Source organism: Enterobacter sp. BIDMC 26 (genome assembly GCF_000534435.1).
Classification (GTDB): domain Bacteria; phylum Pseudomonadota; class Gammaproteobacteria; order Enterobacterales; family Enterobacteriaceae; genus Enterobacter; species Enterobacter ludwigii.
On record NZ_KI973182.1, the window covers coordinates 1,793,859 to 1,817,524 of the forward strand.

A 23,666-nucleotide genomic window follows, 5' to 3' on the forward strand; every position below is an offset into this window, starting at 1 on the left:
GCATAAAAACATTGGTATTCAATATGATAGAGAAAACATTCTCTACAAGCGCGTCGCTGCGCTATCATCGAGTGATTTTGTACAAAAATTTAACAACTGATTATTATTTAGCACATTCCTCTAGGGGAACGTTGAAATTACTAATATCATTTCGGTTATGACTCAGCAAGCCCCAGAGTATCATGTGAGTAAAATAACAGATCGATTGAAGGTTTTATGCGCAGAGAGGCACGCGGAAAATTGATAACTTATTGAAATATAAGAAAAGCGGATTATTAGTAGAATTTATTATGATATGTGAGCATTTCAACTTTAGTTATATGATTTGCTGATAATCACGTAAAAAAACGGAGCCTCAGGCCCCGTTCTTTCATTTGAAATATTAATGCAGTAAGCCGGGGAAAATGCTTTTAATACCGGTGACAATAAATTCGATGCCTAACGCCATCAACAACAGGCCCATAATACGCGTAATAACGTTGATGCCCGTTTGCCCCAGCCAGCGCACCAGCCAGGGTGCCATGCGGAAAACACCCCAACAACACAGTGCGAAGATAGCGATGGCGACAGAAAAGCCAATCAGGTGCATCAGGCTATGGTAACGTGTCCCCCAGACAATGGTGGAACTGATCGCACCAGGCCCTGCCATTAAAGGCAACGCAAGCGGGACCACGCCGATACTTTCGCGAATGGCGGTTTCTGATTTCTCCTGTTTGTTCTGCTTATCCTCACCCAGCTTACCGCTTATCATCGACATGGCAATGGTCACCACCAGGATGCCACCCGCGATGCGGAAAGAATCAATTGAAATGCCGAACAGCTGGAGAATGGCATCACCCAGGAAAAGCGAGGTGAGCAAGATAATGGCCACTGACAGGTTAGCGGTGAGGTTGGTTTTGTTCCTGGCCGCCGCCGTCTGGTAACTGGTCATACTAATGAAGACAGGGATGATCCCTACCGGGTTGACCAGGGCAAACAGACCAATAAAAAATTTAAAATACGTTGGAAAATCAAAGAGCGTTTGGATCACGTTTTGCTCCGCTTATGCACATGCCCGGGACTGACACTTTGTCATGAAAAATCGCGCTGAAGATACGCTTTTTATGAGCATACTTCACCAGAAATCTGTGCCTAAACGTTATCCTTTCAGGATGTTAAACAGATGTAGAATCAGTGATAGCATCACTTCCAATAGTTACTTAATTATTTAACACTGGAAATATCTACAATAAATAACCCTGCTGAAAGGTATCAGCTTGGGGAAAAATTGACGCAGATCATGATTTTCGTACTCAGAAGTGAGTAATCTTGATTACGCCCCCCAGGAAGGTCACCTGTCACAAAGGGATGATGTTAAGGTAAGGCTCTTTTAGTAAGTTAGCGCGCCAGAGCATAAAGTAACTCTTTGTTTTACTTTATCTAACGCAAGTCGTAGTGGCTCTGTCTATACTGTCAGACGTATCGAGCGCTGGTTTACTAAAAGAGTTTAAACATTATCAGGAGAGCATTATGGCTGTTACTAATATCGCTGAACTGAACGCACTCGTCGAGCGCGTGAAAAAAGCCCAGCGTGAATACGCCAATTTCACCCAAGAACAGGTTGATAAAATCTTCCGCGCGGCCGCTCTGGCTGCTGCAGATGCTCGAATCCCTCTCGCTAAAATGGCCGTTGCTGAATCCGGCATGGGTATCGTTGAAGATAAAGTGATCAAAAACCACTTTGCTTCAGAGTATATCTATAACGCCTATAAAGATGAGAAGACTTGCGGCGTCCTGGCTGAAGATCATACCTTCGGTACCATCACCATTGCTGAACCTATCGGTATTATTTGCGGTATCGTTCCAACGACTAACCCAACGTCTACCGCCATCTTCAAATCGCTGATCAGTCTGAAGACCCGTAACGCAATCATCTTCTCCCCTCACCCACGTGCTAAAGATGCCACCAACAAAGCAGCGGATATCGTGCTGCAGGCTGCTATCGCTGCGGGTGCGCCAAAAGATCTGATCGGCTGGATCGACCAACCGTCTGTTGAACTGTCTAACGCCCTGATGCACCACCCGGACATTAACCTGATCCTGGCAACCGGTGGTCCTGGCATGGTTAAAGCAGCATACAGCTCCGGTAAACCGGCTATCGGTGTAGGTGCGGGTAACACGCCTGTTGTTATCGACGAAACGGCCGATATTAAACGTGCTGTTGCATCTGTACTGATGTCTAAAACCTTCGACAACGGTGTTATCTGTGCGTCTGAACAGTCCGTTGTTGTTGTTGATTCCGTTTATGATGCTGTTCGCGAACGTTTCGCCAGCCACGGCGGCTACATGCTGCAGGGCAAAGAGCTGAAAGCCGTTCAGGATATCATTCTGAAAAACGGCGCGCTGAACGCCGCCATCGTTGGTCAGCCAGCCTATAAAATCGCTGAACTCGCCGGCTTTACCGTTCCGGCAACCACCAAGATTCTGATCGGCGAAGTTAAAGTTGTCGACGAAAGCGAACCTTTCGCTCACGAAAAACTCTCTCCTACGCTTGCTATGTACCGTGCGAAAGATTTCGAAGACGCGGTAGTAAAAGCGGAGAAACTGGTTGCAATGGGGGGTATCGGTCATACCTCTTGCCTGTACACCGACCAGGATAACCAGCCAGAGCGCGTTGCTCACTTCGGTCAGATGATGAAAACTGCGCGCATCCTGATTAACACCCCGGCTTCTCAGGGTGGTATCGGTGACCTGTACAACTTCAAACTCGCACCTTCCCTGACTCTGGGTTGTGGTTCCTGGGGTGGTAACTCCATCTCTGAAAACGTTGGTCCAAAACACCTGATCAACAAGAAAACCGTTGCTAAGCGAGCTGAAAACATGTTGTGGCACAAACTTCCGAAATCTATCTACTTCCGCCGTGGCTCTCTGCCAATCGCGCTGGATGAAGTGATTACTGATGGCCACAAACGTGCGCTCATCGTGACTGACCGTTTCCTGTTCAACAACGGCTACGCAGATCAGATCACTTCTGTTCTGAAAGCGGCTGGCGTTGAAACTGAAGTGTTCTTTGAAGTTGAAGCTGACCCAACCCTGACCGTAGTGCGTAAAGGTGCTGAACTGGCGAACTCCTTCAAACCCGATGTGATCATCGCACTGGGTGGTGGTTCCCCAATGGACGCCGCGAAAATCATGTGGGTTATGTACGAGCACCCAGAAACACACTTCGAAGAACTGGCGCTGCGCTTTATGGACATCCGTAAACGTATCTACAAATTCCCGAAAATGGGCGTAAAAGCGAAAATGATCGCCGTTACTACCACTTCCGGTACAGGTTCAGAAGTCACGCCGTTTGCCGTTGTAACCGACGATGCAACCGGTCAGAAATACCCACTGGCTGACTACGCGCTGACGCCAGATATGGCTATCGTTGATGCCAACCTGGTCATGGAAATGCCGAAATCACTCTGTGCGTTCGGTGGTCTGGATGCAGTGACTCACGCCCTGGAAGCTTACGTTTCCGTACTGGCTTCTGAGTTCTCTGACGGTCAGGCTCTGCAGGCTCTGAAACTGCTGAAAGAAAACCTGCCAGCGTCTTATAATGAAGGGTCTAAAAACCCGGTTGCCCGTGAACGTGTTCACAGTGCAGCAACCATCGCCGGTATCGCGTTTGCTAACGCCTTCCTGGGTGTTTGCCACTCAATGGCACACAAACTGGGTTCACAGTTCCACATTCCTCACGGTCTGGCGAACGCCCTGTTGATCAGCAACGTTATCCGTTATAACGCGAACGACAACCCAACCAAGCAGACTGCTTTCAGCCAGTACGACCGTCCACAGGCACGTCGTCGTTACGCTGAAATCGCAGACCACCTGGGTCTGAGCGCACCGGGCGACCGTACTGCGGCGAAGATTGAGAAACTGCTGGCATGGCTGGAAAGTCTTAAAGCTGAGCTGGGTATTCCTAAATCTATCCGTGAAGCGGGCGTTCAGGAAGCTGACTTCCTCGCGCATGTTGATAAGCTGTCTGAAGATGCATTCGATGACCAGTGTACCGGTGCTAACCCGCGCTACCCGCTGATCTCTGAGCTGAAACAGATCCTGCTGGATACCTTCTACGGCCGCGAGTTCAAAGAAAATGACACTGTTGCTGTGAAAGTAGACTCACCTGTCATTAAAGCTGACAAGAAAGCGAAGAAAAACGCGTAACTGACAGCCTGATAAAAAACCCGCCTCTGGCGGGTTTTTTTATGTCTGCATTTTACTGTGAAGGATTATTTGCGGTTGTCAGGCTGAAGCGCCGTCAGTGAGCCGACAATCAACGCTTCCTTATAATGCTTACGGCACACTGATACGTAGCGTTCATTGCCACCTATCACTACCTGCTCGCCATCAGCATAGGGTTTTCCGGCCTGGTCGAGGCGAAGCACCATGCTGGCTTTACGGCCGCAAAAACAGATGGTTTTAAGTTCAACGAGTTTATCCGACCACGCAAGTAAATACTGGCTGCCGGCAAATAGCTCACCACGAAAGTCAGTGCGCAACCCATAGCACAGAACGGGAATATCAAGCTCATCGACAACCTCTGAAAGCGCATGAACTTGCTCACGCGTCAGAAACTGGCTTTCATCAACCAGAACACAATGGATAGGTTGTGAAGCATGCGCTGCACGGATATCCTCCAGCAGGTCAGTTTGCGGGTTAAACAGCCTTGCAGGCGATGAGAGGCCTATTCTGGAACTCACCTTCCCTGCACCAAAGCGGTCGTCAATTTCAGCCGTATAAACAACGGTACGCATCCCACGTTCCTGGTAATTGTATGAGGATTGCAGTAGCGCTGTCGATTTCCCGGCATTCATTGCCGAATAGTAGAAATAAAGTTGTGCCATTGGCCGTAAAACCCTAATCAATGTGTAATATTACCGATGATTCATTGTACCATATTTTGTCTGGTTATCAGCGATACGACGCACAGACTATGCGGTTCAGCGCGAGGTTTACCGCCGGCATTTTGCAAAAATAATGCGTTAAAACATGAAGTAAACGCATCCAGCCCAGCCAATATGTTATAGGGTCAGCCAAACATAACACTTCATTTTATAGTGGAATCATCGTTCATTAAAATTCACTATTTATTAACTATTTCTGCCTTAACATACCCGGTGTAAACTAATACAAAAGGCTGATATTTATCCGCCGCAACTATAATTCCTGAGGCAAATGTCACAAAAAAAAGATGCAATCGACTGCGTTAAGCCACTTTACGTGATAACAAGCGAGACTGGCGGATTATGAAATTTAAGTTAGCGTAATTAATAATAGCGCCAATATTCACTATTTTTTGAATTCCTTACATTCCCAGCTATTGCACAACTGAATTTATCGCTCTATTATTAGGACAACAAACCACCCCCCATTATAAGTTTGAGATTACTACAATGAGCGAAGCACTTAAAATTCTGAACAACATCCGTACTCTTCGTGCGCAGGCAAGAGAATGTACCCTCGAAACGCTTGAAGAAATGCTGGAAAAATTAGAAGTTGTAGTTAATGAACGTCGCGAAGAAGAAAGCGCTGCTGCTGCTGAAATCGAAGAGCGTACTCGTAAACTGCAGCAATATCGTGAAATGCTGATTGCTGATGGTATCGATCCAAATGAATTGCTGAACAGCATGGCTGCAGCTAAAACCGGTACCAAAGCAAAACGCGCTGCTCGTCCTGCTAAATATAGCTATGTTGACGAGAACGGCGAAACTAAAACCTGGACCGGCCAGGGTCGTACTCCCGCTGTTATCAAGAAAGCAATGGACGAGCAAGGTAAACAGCTGGATGACTTCCTGATCAAGGATTAATCATCTCGCTTCCAGAAAAATCCCGCGTAATGCGGGATTTTTTTACCCGCAATTTACCGCAAACATCCCCTTACACTCTGTCATAAAGCGTTATTTGGCTATTTAGCTTGCCTTACAATCGGACGTGATGACGGCGTGTTATGGGCATAAAAAAACCGGTGGGCAGAGCCTCACCGGTTCAGATCAAATGAAGCCTGAGTTATTTCTTAATACCCGCGCTCTCTTTGAGCCAGGCTTTAAATTCTTCACCGAGCGTATTGTGGCGAATGCCATATTCTACAAACGCCTGCATATAACCGAGCTTATTACCGCAGTCATGGCTCTTACCTTTCATATGGTAAGCTTCAACGGTCTCTTTCTCGATCAGCATATCAATGGCATCGGTAAGCTGGATTTCATCACCCGCTCCTGGAGGCGTTTTCGCCAGCAGAGGCCAGATTTCAGCACTCAGGACATAACGACCTACAACCGCCAGATTAGAAGGCGCTACGTCGGCTTTAGGCTTCTCAACCACGCCAATCATCGGCACGCTCTCACCCGGTTCAAGGTTAACGCCTTTGCAGTCAACAACACCGTAAGCGGTAACGTCATCCACAGGTTCAACCATGATCTGGCTGCTGCCTGTTTCATCGAAGCGTTTGATCATCTCAGCCAGATTGTCCTGAGAAAGATCTGATTCATATTCGTCCAGAATAACGTCAGGCAGGATCACCGCAACAGGCTCATCGCCTACAACGGGATGCGCACACATGACTGCGTGGCCCAGACCTTTAGCCAGACCCTGACGCACCTGCATAATGGTGACGTGTGGCGGGCAAATAGACTGAACTTCTTCCAGCAGCTGGCGCTTAACACGTTTTTCCAGCATGGCTTCGAGTTCAAAACTTGTATCGAAATGGTTTTCGATAGAGTTTTTTGATGAATGTGTAACCAGCACAATTTCAGTAATGCCGGCCGCGATACATTCGTTAACGACATACTGAATTAATGGCTTATCAACCAGAGGCAGCATCTCTTTAGGAATCGCCTTAGTTGCTGGTAACATCCTGGTCCCCAATCCCGCTACCGGGATGACGGCCTTTCTGACTTTCGAATTTAGGGCAGCCATTCAAATTCTCCTGAGCTGTTCAAGTTTTGAACTTTTATGCAATAAATAACGCGTTAAGTATATCAGCCTCATCCCGCAGTCCGGGTCTGAAAAGAACGCGTTGCCGATCAATTAGGACAAATACGCATGATTCCGGGCAGCGATAGTAGCACTCCCCGTAAATCACAGGTAAAGCAATCTTAAAATTAAGATCCAACTGCTTATTCCGTGGACAACATTAAGCGTAGCCGTCCCCCGGCACCCCAAATTTGGCACTGCCAGGAGGAACAGCGATGGCTAATTTGATTAAGATAAGCCGTACCCAATGTTCCAAGCGGGACACCGTTACTGACCTGAATATGATGTTCCCCGGTATTCAGCGAGGCATTAAGCCCCGCGGAAACGAGGATAAGATTTTTCAAACCGCTGTGGTAATAACCTACCAACAGCGGAAACTGTCCGGGTAAATTGGCCTGACGGAAAAGCTGGTTTACCTGTTTGAGTAAACTGCCTAACTCGGGAAGCCGCTGTCCCTGATGGGAGAGTTGTTCCTGCAGCAACCCGTTAAATAGCGCGCGAAGTAATAAAGCGGCTAATACACCATTATCCCCTGCCCGGGTGACATCAAGACAATAAAATGCAAGGTCTGAATCCGATAATGGCGCAATATCGAGCACCAGCCCTGGCTGGTCAGCGGCCACCAGCTGGCGATAATTCACACGACAGTGAGAAATATTTTGTTGCACCGGCGGTTGAAGTTCTTGCAACAGTTTCGCCGCCGCAGGGGGATTACTCACTAAGGCGTCCCAGTCCTGGAAAAGGCGTTCCTCTTCCTCAACCCGGGAATTAAACATATTGGGATAAAGACAGGCTAAGACGGTTTCACGAAGCCGGTTAAGATCTTTAACCGGTTTAAGCAGAATATCCTGAACCCCCAGACGCAAGGCTTTGGCTATATCCGCCATGTTCTCTGTGGCGGAAATCACCAGTATCGGCATCTGGTTGGCTTCATTGCGCAGATGTTCGACCAGCTTCAGTCCATTCATCCGTGGCATCTCAAGGTCACAAATCATCAGATCAGGCGTGATATTGACCATTTTTTCCAGCGCGTCGATGCCATCGTCAGCCAGTGAAGTGTTTGCCCCCAGTGATGATAACCACGAATCCAGTAGCGATCGGAAAACGGGCTCGTCTTCAACAATCAAAATGTGTTTTCCGGCCAATGGCTTCGTCATGGTTCCTCCCCTGGCTGACAGTAACTACATAGTGGCATGCTATCGGCACTGTCGCCTGTCAGATTTTGCTGAAGTAGTCAAAAAAAGGTGCTTAACGTGCTGTTCGCACAAAAGGCAGTAACTCATCTATTTTCTTTTCGACGGCTAACGAGCCCGCTGCGATGGCGGCCTCAGCCCGATGGAAATCAAGGGTAGAAATTTGCGGACAATACGGCTGAAGCAGAATATCCGGCGGGTCGCCAGCCATGCGGTTGCGCTTGAGGCGGTTCTCCAGGACCTGGATTGAGGTCGTCATAATTTCAATCGCCGTGGGTGCAGTTACCGCACGCCGGGCGGCCATGCGCCCGAGACGTCCGCGCAGACGCTCATGCCAGGCCAGTTTTTCGCCCTCGGCATCTTCACTCTGAAGATTGACTGGCATCAGGTCTTGTTGCATCAGATGAGCGTCGTGCTGTAAATCCACGGCAATAACGATATCGGCACCCATAGCGCGGGTCAGGGAAATGGGGACCGGGTTAACAACGCCTCCGTCGACAAGCCAGTAACCGTTGTGCGGAACAGGGGCCATTAAGCCCGGCATGCTGCAGGACGCGCGAACGGCAAGATGGATATCCCCTTCGGTAAGCCAGAGTTCGCGGCCGGTACTGAGGTTCGTCGCAACGGCACCGAAGGGTAACTGACAATGACTGAAGTCATCGAGAGGCATAATCTGACGGAACTGGTTAAAGACCCGTTCACCGCGCAGCAACCCACCGCGCTGCCACGAGAGATCCATCAGGCGCAATACGTCCCAGTAACTGAAGGAGCGTACCCAGGTTTCAAGTTCCGGAAGCTTTCCGCACGCGTATGCGGACCCCACAAGCGATCCGATTGAACACCCTGCAACAATATCAACGTCAATGCCCATCTGCTTTAAGGCATTTATCACGCCGATGTGCGACCATCCCCGGGCTGCACCTGAGCCCAGCGCCAGTCCAATTTTAACCTTTCTCATTAGCCCTGTTTTACGTCCCCTGGATTCCTGACATAGCATCAACGCAACTGCTCAGTTAACATGGTGCTACCCGAAGCGTTTAACGCCCTTATTTTTTGTTCCAGGAAGAGAATCGTGTCTCAACTCTGCCCTTGTGGTAGCGCTCTGGAGTATAGCCTATGTTGTCAGCGATATCTGTCTGGCGATCAGGTTGCACCAGACCCGTCACACCTCATGCGTTCACGGTATACTGCTTTTGTGATCAAAGACGCAGACTACCTGATTAAAACCTGGCACCCGTCCTGCCACGCTGCCGATTTCAGACAGGATATTGAAGCCGGGTTTGCTAATACCCAATGGCTAGGCCTTACCGTCTATGAATCGTCAACGGGAAGTGATGCTGATGAAGGTTATGTCAGCTTCGTTGCCCGCTTTATCGAACGCAATAAGCCCAGTGCCATTATCGAACGTTCCCGGTTCTTAAAGGAAAGCGGGCAATGGTATTATATTGACGGAACGCGCCCTCAGTTTGGTCGTAACGATCCCTGCCCTTGTGGTTCAGGTAAAAAATTTAAAAAGTGTTGCGGGCAGTAATGCCTGACAACCCAGACTTCGCAAATACTCAAACAGGATTTCCCGGCGATGCAATCACTACAACGTAAAGTTCTGCGCACCATCTGTCCCGATCAAAAAGGGCTGATCGCACGAATTACCAACATTTGTTATAAGCATGAACTGAATATCGTGCAGAACAACGAGTTCGTTGACCACCGTACCGGACGCTTCTTTATGCGTACCGAACTCGAAGGGATTTTCAACGACACCACCCTGCTTGCCGATCTCGACAGCGCGCTGCCTGAAGGCTCCGTGCGTGAACTGACCCCCGCTGGCCGTCGTCGCGTTGTAATTCTTGTGACGAAAGAAGCCCACTGTCTTGGCGATCTGTTGATGAAAGCAAACTACGGTGGCCTTGATGTTGAAATCGCTGCCGTTATCGGTAACCACGAGACGCTGCGCACGCTGGTTGAACGTTTTGATATTCCGTTTGAGCTGGTCAGCCATGAAGGCCATACCCGTGAAGAACATGACAACCTGATGGCCAATGCTATCGAAGCGCATAACCCGGATTACGTGGTACTGGCGAAATACATGCGTGTGCTGACCCCATCCTTCGTGGCGCGTTTCCCGAACAAGATCATCAACATCCATCACTCATTCCTGCCAGCCTTTATCGGTGCACGTCCTTATCACCAGGCGTACGAACGCGGTGTGAAAATCATCGGCGCCACCGCGCACTACGTGAATGACAACCTGGACGAAGGCCCAATCATTATGCAGGACGTGATTCACGTGGATCACACCTATACCGCAGAAGATATGATGCGCGCCGGGCGTGACGTAGAGAAGAACGTACTCAGTCGTGCGCTCTATCAGGTCCTTGCGCAACGTGTGTTCGTTTACGGTAACAGAACGATTATTCTTTAATCGACAAGAAAATGAACTGGTTAGCTTTACAGCTTAACGCGTAAAATTCAGGCAACCAGTTTATTTTTATTGTGGTAACGCTTTACAGGGGCGTCTCATTTGATATGATGCGCCCCGCTTCCAGCAGGAAGCAGGCCAGTAAATAGCATTACCCCGTGGTGGGGTTCCCGAGCGGCCAAAGGGAGCAGACTGTAAATCTGCCGTCATCGACTTCGAAGGTTCGAATCCTTCCCCCACCACCATCTCTCAGCATTACCTCAAAATTTGAATTACCCCTGGTGGGGTTCCCGAGCGGCCAAAGGGAGCAGACTGTAAATCTGCCGTCATCGACTTCGAAGGTTCGAATCCTTCCCCCACCACCATCATCTCAAAGCCAATCCAGTGATGTATTTCAAACGATGTGTCATGCATAGCAACAGACGATCACATTGGTGGCAACCGGCGCTTCACCGGTGAACTTTTCACGATCGACGTATTACACTGAGCATGTTCCGCCAGACCATCAAGCAACGCATCCAGTTGCTCAATCGACCGCACGACCAGCCTGATAACAAAGCAGTCTTCACCGGTGACTTTATCGCTCTCAATACATTCCGGCATGGCCTGAATGTACTTATCTACCTTTTGCAGCAACCCCGGTAAAGGACGAACCCGCACCAGCGCCTGCAACGTATACCCCAACGCCGTCAGATTGACGCGCGCGCCATACCCTTCAATCACCCCACGCTCTTCCAGTCTTTTCAGACGCTCTGCTGTACTGGGAGATGTCAGTCCAATACGTCCGCTGAGTACCTTTAGCGACATGCGCGCATCCTCAACCAGACAGGCCAGGATTTGGCGATCGATGTCATCGAGAAGGTTTTCCATCGTTTTTACCTAATTTAAAAAAGTCATCACTGTCTTTCACCTTATATCAGCCATGTTATTCCCGACAGCGGTATTCGACAATATCGTCATTAATCAGGAGGTGAACAATGGGTGATGTACAAAAAGGCGTCTGGCAGATGAGCCTGGCGATGTTAATTTCCGGCTCGATTGGCGCGTTTGTTCTGCTTTCCGGCCTGCCGGTGACGGAAGTGGTTTTCTGGCGATGCCTGATCGGGGCGATGGCCCTTTTTATTTTCATCCGAATAAGTCGAAAACCATTTAGTCCGCTCACCCGTGTCACGCTACTGCTGGCAATTCTGGGCGGTGTTGCGTTAGTGGTGAACTGGTTGCTGCTGTTCGCGGCTTATGAACGTATTTCAATCGGCCTTTCTACCGTGGTCTATAACACTCAGCCGTTTATGCTGGTGTTGACGGGGATGTTTTTAGGAGAACGCGTGAGCCTGGTGAAATGGGGTTGGCTCGTTCTCGCCTTTGGCGGCGTGGTCATCCTGCTCTCCAGTGAGCTGAATGGCGCACAGGGCGAAGGCTGGCTCGCAGGAATCGGTCTGGCGATGGGAGCCGCTTTCTTCTACGCACTGACAGCCATAATCGCCCGCAGACTGAAATCAGTTGCGCCCCAGCATATCGCCTTTATTCAGGTACTGACCGGCGTGGTCATGCTGTTGCCCTTCGCCCACCAGCCGGCATTATCAGCTGATTTCCCATGGCCGATTTTACTGACGTTAGGTGTCGTCCACACCGGGATCATGTATCAGTTGCTGTATAGCGCGATCCAGAAGCTCCCGACGCCCGTTACCGGTTCTCTGTCTTTTATCTATCCCGTGGTGGCCATAATTGTCGATAACGTGGTGTTCGGACACTCGCTGAATATCACGCAACTGGCAGGGGGTGCATTGATACTGTTTGCGGCGGCAGGTAATAACCTGGGCTGGGGCGAGAAAAAACCCCGCGAGTGCGGGGTTGGGATCAAATCAGCACATTAGCGACGGGCGCGAACAATCTGATATTTGCGCGTCAGATACTCCACCGGTGCGCTCCAGATATGCACCAGACGAGAGAACGGGAACAGCACAAACAGCGTCATCCCGAGCACCAGGTGCACGCGGAAGATAAACGCCACACCGTCAAGGTGCTCAGACGCACCACCGTGGAAAGTCACCACAGACTGCGCCCAGCCGACCAGCTTCATCATTTCGCTGCCATCCATATGCTGAGCCGAGAACGGAATGGTCAGCAGACCCAGCGCACACTGCACCATCAGCAGGGACAAAATCAGAATGTCCGCGCCGGTGGTGGTCGCGCGAACGCGCGGGCTGAACAGACGGCGTTTGAGCAGCAGTAAACCGCCCACCAGCGTCATCACGCCGCAGGCACCGCCGGCAATCATCGCCATTTTCTGCTTCACCTCAATCGGCAGGAATGACTCATACATCCAGTGCGGCGTCAGCATTCCGAGGAAGTGACCCGCAAAAATCCCCAGGATCCCGATGTGGAACAGGTTAGAAGCCAGGTTCATCCCTTTGCGATCGAGCATCTGGCTGGAGGCAGCACGCCAGGTGTACTGGCCGTAGTCATAACGCAGCCAGCTTCCCACCAGGAACACGGTGCCCGCGATATACGGGTAAATGTCAAAGAAGAACATATTCAGGAAGTGCATTATTGCTGTCCTCCGTTAGAGATATTCAAATATTGCGGGGCAACGGCTCCGGCAAAACGACGTTGGTGAGCGGAGATTTCAGACTCACCGCAGTTCTGGTCAGCCATGAATTTCACCTGCTCCTCCTCCCAGACCGCATCCAGCGCCTGTGGCGTATCATCGCGGGCTTCATCGGCGATCTTCTCCGCAACTTTTTCACTGTCGACCGATGCGTTGGCGAGCTTCACCAGCAGGTCGAACAGCACCGCGTAACGGCTCTCGCGCTGCTGAAGTCGTGCGCCGAGCAGCGCCAGGATCGGCGCGATGTCCTGCAGACCCCCCAGCGCCTCCTCTTTAGGCAACTGCGCCAGATACTCAAGATAGAGCGGCAGGTGGTCCGGCAGCTCGCGGCTGTCGAGCTGCAGGCCGTGTTGCTCGTACTGTCCCATCAGGTCAACCATCGCCTGACCGCGGTCACGTGACTCACCGTGAACATGTTCGAACAGCAGCAGCGACGTCGCGCGTCCGCGGTCAAACAGCTGGCTGTAATCCGCCTGTGCATCCAGTAAATCGCGCGCTAACAGGTCCCGGAGGAAAACGGCCAGTGTCTGGGCATCCTCTTTCTCAAGATGTTCAGATGACGCGAGTGCATCAAAGAGCTCCTGCTGATGCTGCGCAAGCGCAGCATCCGGGTACTCGAGCAGACGCGAAACAATGACAAGTTCAATCATTGGTGCGGCTCCGTTTTGCTCGTCACATCCAGGGCATCGATGCGGCGGCTGTTGAAGAGATTGAATTTCGTGTCTGAACCGTGGCAACCGTCGCCAAAAGTAAAGCCACAGCCATTTTTCTCCGGGAAGGCTTCGCGAGCCAGTTCACGGTGGCTGCTCGGCACCACGAAACGGTCTTCGTAATTGGCAATCGCCAGGTAACGGTACATCTCCTGCGCCTGGGCTTCGGTCAGACCTACCGCTTCCAGTGCACGGGTATCGTTAACACCGTCAACGGTTTCAGCGCGTTTGAAGTGGCGCATCGCCAGCATACGTTTCAGCGCCAGCAGGACCGGCTGGGTATCCCCTGCGGTTAACAGGTTTGCCAGATACTGAACCGGGATACGCAGGCTTTCCACGTCTGGCAGAATGCCGTTGCTGCCGAGTTCACCTGCATCCGCAGCAGACTGGATCGGAGATAGCGGCGGCACGTACCAGACCATCGGCAGCGTGCGGTATTCCGGATGCAGCGGCAGCGCCAGCTTCCAGTCCATCGCCATTTTGTACACCGGAGACTGCTGCGCCGCGTCAATCACGCTCTGTGGAACGCCGTCTTTCAGCGCCTGCTCAATCACTTTCGGATCGTTAGGATCGAGGAAGACGTCCAGCTGACGCTGATAGAGATCTTTCTCGTTCTCGGTGCTGGCTGCATTTTCAATCGCGTCCGCGTCGTACAGCAGCACGCCGAGGTAACGAATACGGCCCACGCAGCTCTCAGAGCAGACGGTTGGCATACCGGCTTCAATACGCGGATAGCAGAAGATGCACTTCTCAGACTTGCCGCTCTTCCAGTTGAAGTAGATTTTTTTGTACGGGCAACCGGTAATACACATACGCCAGCCGCGACATTTGTCCTGATCGATCAGCACAATGCCATCTTCTTCACGCTTATAGATGGCTCCGCTCGGACAGGTCGCCACGCACGCCGGGTTAAGGCAGTGCTCGCACAGACGCGGCAGATACATCATGAAGGTGTTTTCGAACTGGCCGTACATCGCCTTCTGCATGTTCTCGAAGTTCTGGTCTTTGGCGCGTTTTTCGAACTCGCCGCCCAGAATCTCTTCCCAGTTTGGACCGCTGGTGATCTTATCCATACGCTGTCCGGTAATGAGCGAGCGTGGACGTGCGATCGGCTGATGTTTGCTTTCCGGCGCGTTGTGCAGGTTCTGGTAGTCGTAATCAAACGGCTCGTAGTAATCATCGATGCCCGGCAGATGCGGGTTGGCGAAGATTTTACCGAGCAGCATCGCACGGTTACCCATGCGCGGCTGCAGTTTACCGTTGATTTTACGGATCCAGCCGCCCTTCCATTTCTCCTGGTTTTCCCAGTCGGTCGGGAAGCCTGTGCCGGGTTTACTTTCCACGTTATTGAACCACGCGTACTCCATCCCTTCGCGGCTGGTCCAGACGTTTTTACAGGTGACTGAGCAGGTATGACAGCCGATGCATTTATCCAGATTCAGCACCATGCCGACTTGTGAACGAATTTTCATTTTACGCTCTCCTGTACCTGGTCATTACCTTCGCCGTCTAACCAGTTAATATTCTTCATCTTACGTACCACCACGAACTCATCGCGGTTAGATCCTACCGTGCCGTAGTAGTTAAAGCCGTAGGCCAGCTGCGCATAGCCGCCGATCATGTGCGTCGGTTTTGGCGTAATACGGGTCACGGAGTTGTGAATGCCGCCGCGCTGCTCGGTGATTTCAGAACCCGGCAGGTTAACGATACGTTCCTGCGCGTGGTACATCATGGTCATCCCGGCCGGGACACGCTGACTGACAACCGCACGCGCCGTCAGCGCACCGTTGCTGTTGAACACTTCGATCCAGTCGTTATCTTCAATGCCCAGATCTTTGGCGTCCGTCTCGCTCATCCACACAATCGGGCCACCGCGGGACAACGTCAGCATCAGCAGGTTGTCGCTGTAGGTGGAGTGAATGCCCCACTTCTGGTGCGGCGTCAGGAAGTTCAGCGCCTTCTCCGGGTTACCGTTCGATTTCGTACCCATTACCGCTTTCACGGAGCGAGTATCGATTGGCGGACGATAAACTAGCAGGCTCTCACCGAAGTCGCGCATCCACTGGTGATCCTGATACAGGGACTGACGACCGGACAGGGTACGCCATGGGATCAGCTCGTGAACGTTGGTGTAGCCAGCGTTGTAGGAGACGTGTTCATCTTCCAGGCCAGACCAGGTCGGGCTGGAGATAATTTTGCGCGGCTGAGCCTGAATATCGCGGAAGCGGATCTTCTCTTCCTCTTTATTCGTCGCCAGATGGGTATGATCGCGACCGGTAAACTCACTCAGTGCCGCCCATGCTTTCACCGCCACGTGGCCGTTGGTTTCCGGTGCCAGAGTCAGGATCATTTCTGCAGCATCAATGGCCGTGTTCAGCATTGGCTGGCCTTTGGCCGGGCCGTCCGCTTTGGTGTAATTGAGCTTACGCAGCAGGTCCATTTCGCTCTGGGTATTCCACGCAATCCCTTTACCCCCGTTACCGATTTTTTCCATCAGCGGGCCGATAGAGGTAAAGCGTTCGTACGTTGCCGGGTAGTCACGTTCAACGGGAATAATGTGCGGCGCAGTCACACCCGGGATCAGGTCGCACTCGCCTTTTTTCCAGTCCTTCACGTCCAGCGGCTGCGCCAGTTCGGCTGCAGAGTCGTGCTGAATCGGCAGGGTCACCACATCGGTCTCTTTGCCCAGATGTCCTACGCACACTTCGGAGAATTTCTTCGCGATATCTTTGTAGATATCCCAGTCGCTTTTGGATTCCCACGCCGGGTCAACGGCTGCAGACAGCGGATGAATAAACGGATGCATATCCGAGGTATTCATGTCGTCTTTTTCATACCAGGTAGCGGTTGGCAGCACGATATCGGAATACAGGCAGGTACTGGACAAACGGAAGTCCAGCGTCACCACCAGATCCAGCTTGCCGTCCAGACCGTTGTCTTTCCACTCCACTTCTTCTGGTTTCACGCCGCCCTGCTTGCCCAGATCTTTCCCCTGAATACCGTTTTCAGTACCCAGCAGATATTTCAGCATGTACTCGTGGCCTTTACCGGAGGAGCCCAGCAGGTTAGAGCGCCAGATAAACAGGTTACGCGGATGGTTTTTGCCGTTTTCAGGCTGCTCGGCCGCAAAGCGAATGGTGCCTTCTTTCAGTGCCTTGACGGTGTAATCCGCCGGGGTCATGCCCGCTTTCTTCGCCTCGTCGGCAATGCGCAGCGGGTTAGTCCCTAACTGAGGTGCAGACGGCAGCCAGCCCATGCGTTCAGCGCGGACGTTGAAGTCGATCAGGTGGCCGCTGTAGCGGGATTTATCCGCCATTGGCGACAGCAGTTCCTGGGCCGTTACCGTCTCATAGCGCCACTGGCTGGAGTGGTTGTAGAAGTAAGACGTACTGTTCATATGACGCGCCGGACGCTGCCAGTCGAGGGCAAACGCCAGTGGCTGCCAGCCCGTCTGCGGACGCAGTTTTTCCTGGCCGACATAGTGCGCCCAGCCGCCGCCGCTTTGACCCACACAACCGCAGAAGATCAGCATGTTGATCAGGCCACGATAGTTCATATCAAGGTGATACCAGTGGTTCAGACCGGCACCAACAATGATCATTGAACGGCCATGCGTCTTGTCAGCATTTTCAGCGAATTCACGGGCGATACGGGTGATGTGTCCACGCGGCACGCCGGTGATCTGCTCTGCCCAGGCCGGGGTATACGCTTTGATGTCGTCGTAGCTGGTTGCGCAGTTTTCATCATTCAGGCCGCGCTCCAGGCCGTAGTTGGCCAGCGTCAGGTCATACACGGTGGTCACCAGCGCCGTCGACCCATCCGCCAGCTGCAGACGTTTGACCGGCAGCTTATGCATCAGGATGTTCTGCAGCTCAACTTTGTTGAAATGCTCGGACCCTTCGCCGCCGAAGTACGGGAAGCCCACATCAGCAATTTCGTCCTGGCTACCCAGCATGCTCAGACGCAGTTCAGTCTCTTCACCGGTGGTACCGTTACGCTGCTCGAGGTTCCACTTGCCCTTCTCGCCCCAGCGGAAACCGATAGAGCCGTTGGGTGCCACCAGCTCGCCGTTATTGTTATAGGCGACCGTTTTCCACTCAGGATTGTTTTCCTGACCCAGCGCATCCACCAGATCGGCGGCACGCAGTGTGCGGCCCGCTGCATAGTAGCCATCACGCTCTTCCAGCATGACCAGCATCGGCATGTCGGTATAGCGACGGACATAGTCAGTAAAGTACTGGCTGGGTTTATCGAGGTGGAACTCACGCAGCATCACGTGGCCCATCGCCAGCGCCATCGCGGAGTCGGTACCCTGTTTAGGGGCCAGCCACAGGTCGCACAGCTTGGCAATTTCCGCATAGTCCGGGGTCACCGCAACGGTTTTGGTGCCTTTGTAACGCACTTCCGTGAAGAAGTGGGCATCCGGCGTACGGGTCTGTGGAACGTTAGAGCCCCAGGCAATAATGTAGCTGGAGTTGTACCAGTCAGCGGATTCCGGCACGTCGGTCTGCTCGCCCCAGGTCTGCGGAGAGGCTGGCGGCAGGTCGCAGTACCAGTCGTAGAAGCTCAGACAGGTTCCGCCGATAAGCGACAGATAACGAGCACCTGAGGCGTAAGAGACCATCGACATCGCCGGGATAGGCGAGAAGCCTGCAACGCGGTCCGGTCCGTAGGTTTTGACGGTATAAACGTTAGAGGCAGCAATCAGTTCGTTGACCTCTTTCCAGGAAGAACGAACAAAGCCACCGCGACCGCGCGCCTGCTTAAAGCTTTTTGCTTTGTCGGCATCTTCGATAATGGATGCCCAGGCATCAACCGGATCGCTGTGCAGCACTTTCGCTTCACGCCACATTTTCATCAGGCGTTTGCGCATCAGAGGGTATTTCAGACGGTTGGCGCTGTACAGATACCAGGAGTAGCTTGCACCACGCGGGCAGCCACGAGGTTCGTGGTTTGGCATATCCGGACGGGTACGCGGATAGTCGGTCTGCTGCATTTCCCATGTCACCAGGCCGTTTTTAACGAAAATCTTCCAGCTACATGAGCCAGTGCAGTTCACGCCGTGGGTCGAACGGACGACTTTGTCATGCTGCCAGCGCTGACGGTAACCGTCTTCCCAGTCCCGGTTGGTCTCCAGAACCTGGCCGTGCCCATCGGCAAAAGTTTCACCCTTCTGTTTGAAGTAGCGAAACCGGTCCAAAAATTTGCTCATCGGGTATCTCCTGTGTGGAGCCTGTGGCTCTCTAAATCGACATTGCTGATTTGCAGCGAAGGTAACGCTCTGATAGATGGCGAGAATTGATAACGATCAAGGCGGAGAGGGAGTTTCAGGTGGGGTATTAGATCGGATACCACCAAAGCGGTAGATTTTTAATTTTTATAAGCCATTAATTTATAATGATATTTATAATTTATCGTACAAAAAGGAGGGCTAAATTTAACATCTCAGGTATTAAGGGGTAGACCGCCCTGTAAAGCGATGGCGATCACAGTGTTACCCGCAGGCATTGTTCCTCAAACGCCATCAGTATGTTGTAACTACTGTAGTAATAAAAAAACGCGGCCCGAAGGCCGCGCAAACGGATAATCACACTTACTTATTTTTCTTGGTATTACGGCCATATACCAGCCACGTAATCACTACGCAGGCGATATAGAAAACGAGGAAGACTTTCATTGCCCCTGCCGGAGAGCCGGTCAGGTCCAGAGAGATACCGAACGCTTTCGGAATAAAGAAGCCGCCAATTGCGCCGATGGCAGAGATAAAGCCCAGTGCAGCAGCCGTATCCGTCGCGGCTTCACGCATGGCCTGCTCTTCGCTTCCGCCCTGCGCTTTAACGCGATCCATTGTCAGTTTGCGGAAGATAACGGAAATCATCTGGAAGGTCGATGCGCTACCCAGACCGGCCGTCAGGAACAGCACCATAAACACGCCGAAGAAGGCGGTAAAGTTCCCACCCTGGCCATTGGCTGGCAGCGTCAGGAACAGCAGCGCACAGAAAACAGCCATGATCACAAAGTTCACCAGCGTCACGCGTGTTCCGCCCAGACGGTCAGACACCATCCCGCCCAGTGAACGCGCCAGGGCACCGATGAACGGACCAAAGAAGGCAAACTGCAGGATCTGCACTTCCGGGAACTGTGTTTTGGACAGCATGGCAAAGCCTGCGGAGAAACCGATAAACGACCCGAAGGTTGCCAGATAAAGCAGCGCCATGACCCACAGGTGGCCGCGTTTCAGCACCGGCAACTGCTCGCTCAGCGAAGCCTTAGATGCCGACAGATCGTTCATAAAGAACCATGCCGCCAGGGTGAAGACCACCAGGAACGGAACCCAAATCCACGCCGCATTCTGCAGGTACAGGGAAGAACCATCTGCCTGCTCGACGCCACCGCCGCCAAAGGCTGCAAAAATGGAGACAGAGATTGCCAGCGGTGCAATTAACTGCATCACGCTTACGCCCATGTTTCCCAGACCGCCGTTAATACCCAGCGCACCGCCCTGCTTCGCTTTCGGGAAGAAGAAGCTGATGTTCGCCATACTGGAGGCGAAGTTAGCGCCAGCAAAACCGCACAGCAGGGAGATAATCACGAACACGCTGAAAGGCGTGGAGGTATCCTGCACCGCAAAACCCAGCCACACGCAAGGTACGATCATGATGCCCGTACTGAACGCCGTCCAGCGACGACCACCAAACACCGGCACCATAAACGCGTAAGGGACGCGCAGCAGCGCACCGGACAGCGACGGCAACGCGGTCAGCATAAACAGCTGATCGGTCGTAAAGGTAAAACCCACTTTTGGCAGATTGACTGCCACTGCACTAAACAACATCCATACGCAAAACGCTAACAGCAAACACGGAACGGAAATCCACAGATTCCGGCTCGCTATACGATGGCCGCGCTGTTGCCAGAACGCCGGATCCTCTGGACGCCATTCAGTAATAACGGCACCATTTTCCCTTTCGGGAGCGGATGAGTGACTCATAGACACCTCTGATTCTCGAATGATGCTGCAAACATTAGGGTTTTAGGGCGGCGGTAAGTTGATATAAATCAAAGGAAAAGTGGGAGGTTTTACAGCGCGAAAAAAGCCCTTATCCTTAGTGAGTAGGCTATTTCAGTAAAAAAGACGTGGTTTTTCACGGCACTGAAGCGTCTCCGATACCGCCTCCTCCTGCCGCTTACTCCGTTGGCAATTTAGGGGTAATCCTTTATTGGTATGGGTATACTCCTGGGTATGCACCAGAATAGCGCCATTCCTGCAAGCAGGCCACGTCAGGAGCCCGGCAACTCTATGTTAAAAAGATGTTTATCTCCGCTAACACTGGTTAACCAGTTGGCACTGATCGTTATGCTGTCCACCGCCCTTGGTGTGACCGGTATGGCGATTTCTGGCTGGCTGGTACAGGGCGTACAGGGTAATGCGCATGCCATCAACGAGGCAGGCTCTCTACGCATGCAGAGTTATCGCCTGCTGGCGTCGGTACCGCTGACGGAAGACGATCAGCCTCTGATCGACGAAATGGAGCGTACCGCGTTCAGCCCGGAGCTGGAACGCGCCGCCATCCGTGACGGGCAGGAATCACAGCTTAAATCCCTGCAAAACTACTGGCACACCCAGCTTCAGCCTGGTCTGAAACAGGCACGCAATACTGAGACCGTGGCACGGGACGTCGCGGGTTTTGTGTCGCGCATTGACGCGCTGGTCTCCTCTTTCGATCAGACCACCGAATTGCGTATCGACCGGGTGCTGATGGTTCACCGCGCCATGGCCTTGTTTATGGGGCTGCTGCTGATTTTCACCATCCTCTGGCTGCGCGCCCGGCTGTTGAACCCCTGGAAACAGCTGCTGGCGATGGCCCGCGCGGTGACCGCACGTGATTTTACCCAGCGCACGCATATCAGCGGGCGGAATGAAATGGCGATGCTGGGCCAGGCGCTCAATACCATGTCGGAAGAACTCTCCGAAAGCTACGCCGTGCTGGAAAAACGCGTGCAGGAGAAAACGGCAGGGCTGGAGCAGAAAAATGAAATCCTCTCCTTCCTGTGGCAGGCCAACCGTCGTCTGCATATGCAGGTGCCGTTATGTGAACGCCTCTCGCCGGTGCTGAATGGCCTGCAAAATCTTACCTTGCTGCATGACCTGGAGCTGCGGGTCTACGATGTGGAAGATGAAGATAATCATCAGGAATTTACCTGTCAGTCCGACATGTCCTGCGATGACAAAGGCTGTCATCTTTGCCCGCGAGGCTTGCCGCCCCTGACCTCCGGCGGTACGACGCTGAAGTGGCGACTGACGGACAGCCATACCCAGTACGGTATCCTGCTGGCCACGCTGCCCGCCGGGCGGCATCTGAGCCACGATCAGCAGCAGCTGGTCGATACGCTGGTGGAGCAGCTGACCGCTACACTGGCGCTCGACCGCCATCAGGAAAAGCAACAACAGCTGATCGTCATGGAAGAGCGTGCGACTATCGCGCGCGAACTGCATGACTCCATCGCCCAGTCGCTCTCCTGTATGAAAATGCAGGTCAGCTGTCTGCAGATGCAGGATGCGGAGATGCCGGAAAGCAACAAACAGCTGCTGAGCCAGATCCGCAACGAACTCAATACCTCATGGATTCAGCTTCGCGAGCTGTTGACCACCTTCCGCCTGCAGCTGACCGAGCCTGGCCTGCGCCCCGCGCTGGAGTCCAGCTGCCATGAATTTAGCGCCCGACTGGGGTTCCCGGTGAAGCTTGATTATCAGTTGCCGCCGCGGTTTGTCCCCTCTCATCAGGCGATTCATTTACTGCAGATCGCCCGTGAAGCCCTGAGCAACGTGCTCAAACACGCTGACGCGACGGCGGTCACCGTTACCGTTAGCCAGCACGATAATCAGGTCAGGCTCACGGTTCATGACAACGGCTGCGGCGTGCCGGAAAATGCCGAAAGAACTAACCATTATGGTTTAATTATCATGCGAGACCGCGCCCAAAGCCTGCGCGGTGATTGCCAGGTTCGCCGGCGAGAGACAGGTGGCACGGAAGTCGTGGTCACCTTTATTCCCGAAAAACCGCTCACAACTGCTCAAGGAGAAACCCATGACTAATCAGGAACCGGCATCCATCCTGTTGATCGACGACCATCCGATGCTGCGTACTGGCGTTAAACAGCTGGTCAGCATGGCACCCGATATCACCGTCGTTGGCGAAGCCAGCAATGGCGAACAGGGCATTGAGCTTGCCGAATCGCTTGATCCCGATCTGATCCTGCTCGATCTCAACATGCCGGGCATGAACGGTCTGGAAACGCTCGACAAGCTGCGGGAAAAATCGCTCTCCGGACGCGTAGTGGTCTTTAGCGTCTCGAACCATGAAGAGGATGTGGTGACGGCGCTCAAGCGTGGCGCGGACGGCTACCTGCTGAAAGATATGGAGCCGGAAGATCTGCTCAAGGCCCTGCAACAGGCCGCCGCGGGTGAGATGGTACTGAGCGAAGCCTTAACGCCGGTGCTGGCCGCCAGCTTGCGGGCAAACCGCGCCACCTCGGATCGCGATGTCAGCCAGTTAACGCCACGTGAGCGCGATATTCTGAAGCTGATTGCCCAGGGCCTGCCGAATAAAATGATTGCGCGTCGCCTGGATATCACCGAAAGCACGGTCAAAGTGCATGTGAAACATATGCTGAAGAAAATGAAGTTAAAATCCCGGGTTGAAGCCGCGGTATGGGTACACCAGGAACGTATTTTTTAA

At 52.5% G+C, this 23,666-nt stretch carries 18 protein-coding genes and 2 tRNA genes; 9 read left to right on the forward strand and 11 right to left on the reverse strand.

Going from position 1 to position 23,666, the window contains the following annotated elements:
• Nucleotides 1-382 precede the first annotated feature (382 nt).
• A complete protein-coding gene (locus tag L462_RS14795) occupies nucleotides 383-1,030 on the reverse strand; it encodes a YchE family NAAT transporter (RefSeq protein WP_014170449.1) in 648 nt (215 codons plus the stop codon).
• A gap of 479 nt (nucleotides 1,031-1,509) precedes the next feature.
• Between L462_RS14795 and adhE the strand changes: the two genes are divergently transcribed.
• Nucleotides 1,510-4,188 carry a bifunctional acetaldehyde-CoA/alcohol dehydrogenase gene (gene adhE, locus L462_RS14790; protein WP_032678337.1) on the forward strand — a complete coding sequence of 893 codons (2,679 nt, stop codon included), beginning with the start codon at nucleotides 1,510-1,512 and terminating at the stop codon, nucleotides 4,186-4,188.
• A gap of 65 nt (nucleotides 4,189-4,253) precedes the next feature.
• Here the strand turns inward: adhE and tdk are convergent, their stop codons facing one another.
• Nucleotides 4,254-4,868, reverse strand: coding sequence for a thymidine kinase (tdk, locus tag L462_RS14785; protein ID WP_032669745.1), 615 nt, complete (start codon nucleotides 4,866-4,868; stop codon nucleotides 4,254-4,256).
• Between the two features lie 549 nt (nucleotides 4,869-5,417).
• Between tdk and hns the strand changes: the two genes are divergently transcribed.
• Entirely contained in the window at nucleotides 5,418-5,831 is a 414-nt protein-coding gene (gene hns / locus L462_RS14780; protein WP_008502781.1) for a histone-like nucleoid-structuring protein H-NS, read from the forward strand.
• A 199-nt stretch (nucleotides 5,832-6,030) separates the two neighbouring features.
• Here hns and galU read toward each other — a convergent pair whose 3' ends face one another.
• From galU to rssA, 3 genes are all read right to left on the reverse strand, one after another.
• Nucleotides 6,031-6,939: a UTP--glucose-1-phosphate uridylyltransferase GalU gene (galU, locus tag L462_RS14775; protein ID WP_014170452.1), complete on the reverse strand. Its 909-nt coding sequence runs from the start codon at nucleotides 6,937-6,939 to the stop codon at nucleotides 6,031-6,033.
• A gap of 200 nt (nucleotides 6,940-7,139) precedes the next feature.
• Complete coding sequence (rssB, locus tag L462_RS14770) at nucleotides 7,140-8,153, reverse strand: two-component system response regulator RssB (protein WP_014170453.1); 1,014 nt, start codon at nucleotides 8,151-8,153, stop codon at nucleotides 7,140-7,142.
• A 91-nt stretch (nucleotides 8,154-8,244) separates the two neighbouring features.
• Nucleotides 8,245-9,147: a patatin-like phospholipase RssA gene (gene rssA, locus L462_RS14765; RefSeq protein WP_032669742.1), complete on the reverse strand. Its 903-nt coding sequence runs from the start codon at nucleotides 9,145-9,147 to the stop codon at nucleotides 8,245-8,247.
• Between the two features lie 114 nt (nucleotides 9,148-9,261).
• On the opposite strand from rssA, the gene L462_RS14760 reads away from it, so the two are divergent.
• The 4 genes from L462_RS14760 to L462_RS14745 all read left to right on the forward strand — a co-directional run bounded on the left by L462_RS14760 (nucleotide 9,262) and on the right by L462_RS14745 (nucleotide 10,973).
• Nucleotides 9,262-9,720, forward strand: coding sequence for a YchJ family protein (locus L462_RS14760; RefSeq protein WP_032678338.1), 459 nt, complete (start codon nucleotides 9,262-9,264; stop codon nucleotides 9,718-9,720).
• A gap of 48 nt (nucleotides 9,721-9,768) precedes the next feature.
• On the forward strand, nucleotides 9,769-10,611 hold the full coding sequence (gene purU, locus L462_RS14755) for a formyltetrahydrofolate deformylase (RefSeq protein ID WP_014170456.1): 843 nt from the start codon (nucleotides 9,769-9,771) through the stop codon (nucleotides 10,609-10,611).
• Between the two features lie 157 nt (nucleotides 10,612-10,768).
• Nucleotides 10,769-10,853, forward strand: a tRNA-Tyr gene (locus L462_RS14750).
• Between the two features lie 35 nt (nucleotides 10,854-10,888).
• Nucleotides 10,889-10,973: transfer RNA gene (locus L462_RS14745), tRNA-Tyr, on the forward strand.
• Nucleotides 10,974-11,034: 61 nt separating this feature from the next.
• Here L462_RS14745 and L462_RS14740 read toward each other — a convergent pair.
• On the reverse strand, nucleotides 11,035-11,478 hold the full coding sequence (locus L462_RS14740; RefSeq protein WP_014170457.1) for an Lrp/AsnC family transcriptional regulator: 444 nt from the start codon (nucleotides 11,476-11,478) through the stop codon (nucleotides 11,035-11,037).
• A 107-nt stretch (nucleotides 11,479-11,585) separates the two neighbouring features.
• Between L462_RS14740 and L462_RS14735 the strand changes: the two genes are divergently transcribed.
• Complete coding sequence (locus tag L462_RS14735) at nucleotides 11,586-12,482, forward strand: DMT family transporter (protein WP_032678339.1); 897 nt, start codon at nucleotides 11,586-11,588, stop codon at nucleotides 12,480-12,482.
• Here the strand turns inward: L462_RS14735 and narI are convergent.
• The 5 genes from narI to L462_RS14710 all read right to left on the reverse strand — a co-directional run bounded on the left by narI (nucleotide 12,479) and on the right by L462_RS14710 (nucleotide 20,917).
• Complete coding sequence (narI, locus tag L462_RS14730) at nucleotides 12,479-13,156, reverse strand: respiratory nitrate reductase subunit gamma (RefSeq protein WP_014170469.1); 678 nt, start codon at nucleotides 13,154-13,156, stop codon at nucleotides 12,479-12,481. The two genes, L462_RS14735 and narI, sit on opposite strands and share 4 nt — an antisense overlap.
• On the reverse strand, nucleotides 13,156-13,866 hold the full coding sequence (narJ, locus tag L462_RS14725; protein WP_025203924.1) for a nitrate reductase molybdenum cofactor assembly chaperone: 711 nt from the start codon (nucleotides 13,864-13,866) through the stop codon (nucleotides 13,156-13,158). Before narJ ends, narI begins: the two co-directional genes overlap by 1 nt.
• Nucleotides 13,863-15,398 (reverse strand): nitrate reductase subunit beta, encoded by a 1,536-nt coding sequence (narH, locus tag L462_RS14720; protein ID WP_014170471.1) that lies wholly within the window; start codon nucleotides 15,396-15,398, stop codon nucleotides 13,863-13,865. The genes narJ and narH overlap by 4 nt, the downstream gene beginning before the upstream one ends.
• Nucleotides 15,395-19,138, reverse strand: a complete 3,744-nt coding sequence (locus L462_RS14715; RefSeq protein ID WP_020882362.1) for a nitrate reductase subunit alpha — start codon at nucleotides 19,136-19,138, stop codon at nucleotides 15,395-15,397. The genes narH and L462_RS14715 overlap by 4 nt, the downstream gene beginning before the upstream one ends.
• 381 nt (nucleotides 19,139-19,519) lie before the next feature.
• A complete protein-coding gene (locus L462_RS14710; protein WP_020882361.1) occupies nucleotides 19,520-20,917 on the reverse strand; it encodes a NarK family nitrate/nitrite MFS transporter in 1,398 nt (465 codons plus the stop codon).
• 309 nt (nucleotides 20,918-21,226) lie between these two features.
• On the opposite strand from L462_RS14710, the gene narX reads away from it, so the two are divergent.
• Nucleotides 21,227-23,023, forward strand: coding sequence for a nitrate/nitrite two-component system sensor histidine kinase NarX (gene narX, locus L462_RS14705; protein WP_025203922.1), 1,797 nt, complete (start codon nucleotides 21,227-21,229; stop codon nucleotides 23,021-23,023).
• The gene (narL, locus tag L462_RS14700) at nucleotides 23,016-23,666 is read left to right on the forward strand and encodes a two-component system response regulator NarL (protein ID WP_003856701.1); all 651 of its coding nucleotides are present in this window, start codon (nucleotides 23,016-23,018) and stop codon (nucleotides 23,664-23,666) included. Before narX ends, narL begins: the two co-directional genes overlap by 8 nt.

What these genes read in the sequence shown, in the direction of transcription:
- adhE (WP_032678337.1), top strand. Translation starts at nt 1,510, where the DNA reads ATGGCTGTTACTAATATCGCTGAACTGAACGCACTCGTCGAGCGCGTG.
- tdk (WP_032669745.1), bottom strand. Translation starts at nt 4,868, where the DNA reads ATGGCACAACTTTATTTCTACTATTCGGCAATGAATGCCGGGAAATCG.
- hns (WP_008502781.1), top strand. Translation starts at nt 5,418, where the DNA reads ATGAGCGAAGCACTTAAAATTCTGAACAACATCCGTACTCTTCGTGCG.
- galU (WP_014170452.1), bottom strand. Translation starts at nt 6,939, where the DNA reads ATGGCTGCCCTAAATTCGAAAGTCAGAAAGGCCGTCATCCCGGTAGCG.
- rssB (WP_014170453.1), bottom strand. Translation starts at nt 8,153, where the DNA reads ATGACGAAGCCATTGGCCGGAAAACACATTTTGATTGTTGAAGACGAG.
- rssA (WP_032669742.1), bottom strand. Translation starts at nt 9,147, where the DNA reads ATGAGAAAGGTTAAAATTGGACTGGCGCTGGGCTCAGGTGCAGCCCGG.
- purU (WP_014170456.1), top strand. Translation starts at nt 9,769, where the DNA reads ATGCAATCACTACAACGTAAAGTTCTGCGCACCATCTGTCCCGATCAA.
- L462_RS14740 (WP_014170457.1), bottom strand. Translation starts at nt 11,478, where the DNA reads ATGGAAAACCTTCTCGATGACATCGATCGCCAAATCCTGGCCTGTCTG.
- L462_RS14735 (WP_032678339.1), top strand. Translation starts at nt 11,586, where the DNA reads ATGGGTGATGTACAAAAAGGCGTCTGGCAGATGAGCCTGGCGATGTTA.
- narI (WP_014170469.1), bottom strand. Translation starts at nt 13,156, where the DNA reads ATGCACTTCCTGAATATGTTCTTCTTTGACATTTACCCGTATATCGCG.
- narJ (WP_025203924.1), bottom strand. Translation starts at nt 13,866, where the DNA reads ATGATTGAACTTGTCATTGTTTCGCGTCTGCTCGAGTACCCGGATGCT.
- narH (WP_014170471.1), bottom strand. Translation starts at nt 15,398, where the DNA reads ATGAAAATTCGTTCACAAGTCGGCATGGTGCTGAATCTGGATAAATGC.
- L462_RS14715 (WP_020882362.1), bottom strand. Translation starts at nt 19,138, where the DNA reads ATGAGCAAATTTTTGGACCGGTTTCGCTACTTCAAACAGAAGGGTGAA.
- L462_RS14710 (WP_020882361.1), bottom strand. Translation starts at nt 20,917, where the DNA reads ATGAGTCACTCATCCGCTCCCGAAAGGGAAAATGGTGCCGTTATTACT.
- narX (WP_025203922.1), top strand. Translation starts at nt 21,227, where the DNA reads ATGTTAAAAAGATGTTTATCTCCGCTAACACTGGTTAACCAGTTGGCA.
- narL (WP_003856701.1), top strand. Translation starts at nt 23,016, where the DNA reads ATGACTAATCAGGAACCGGCATCCATCCTGTTGATCGACGACCATCCG.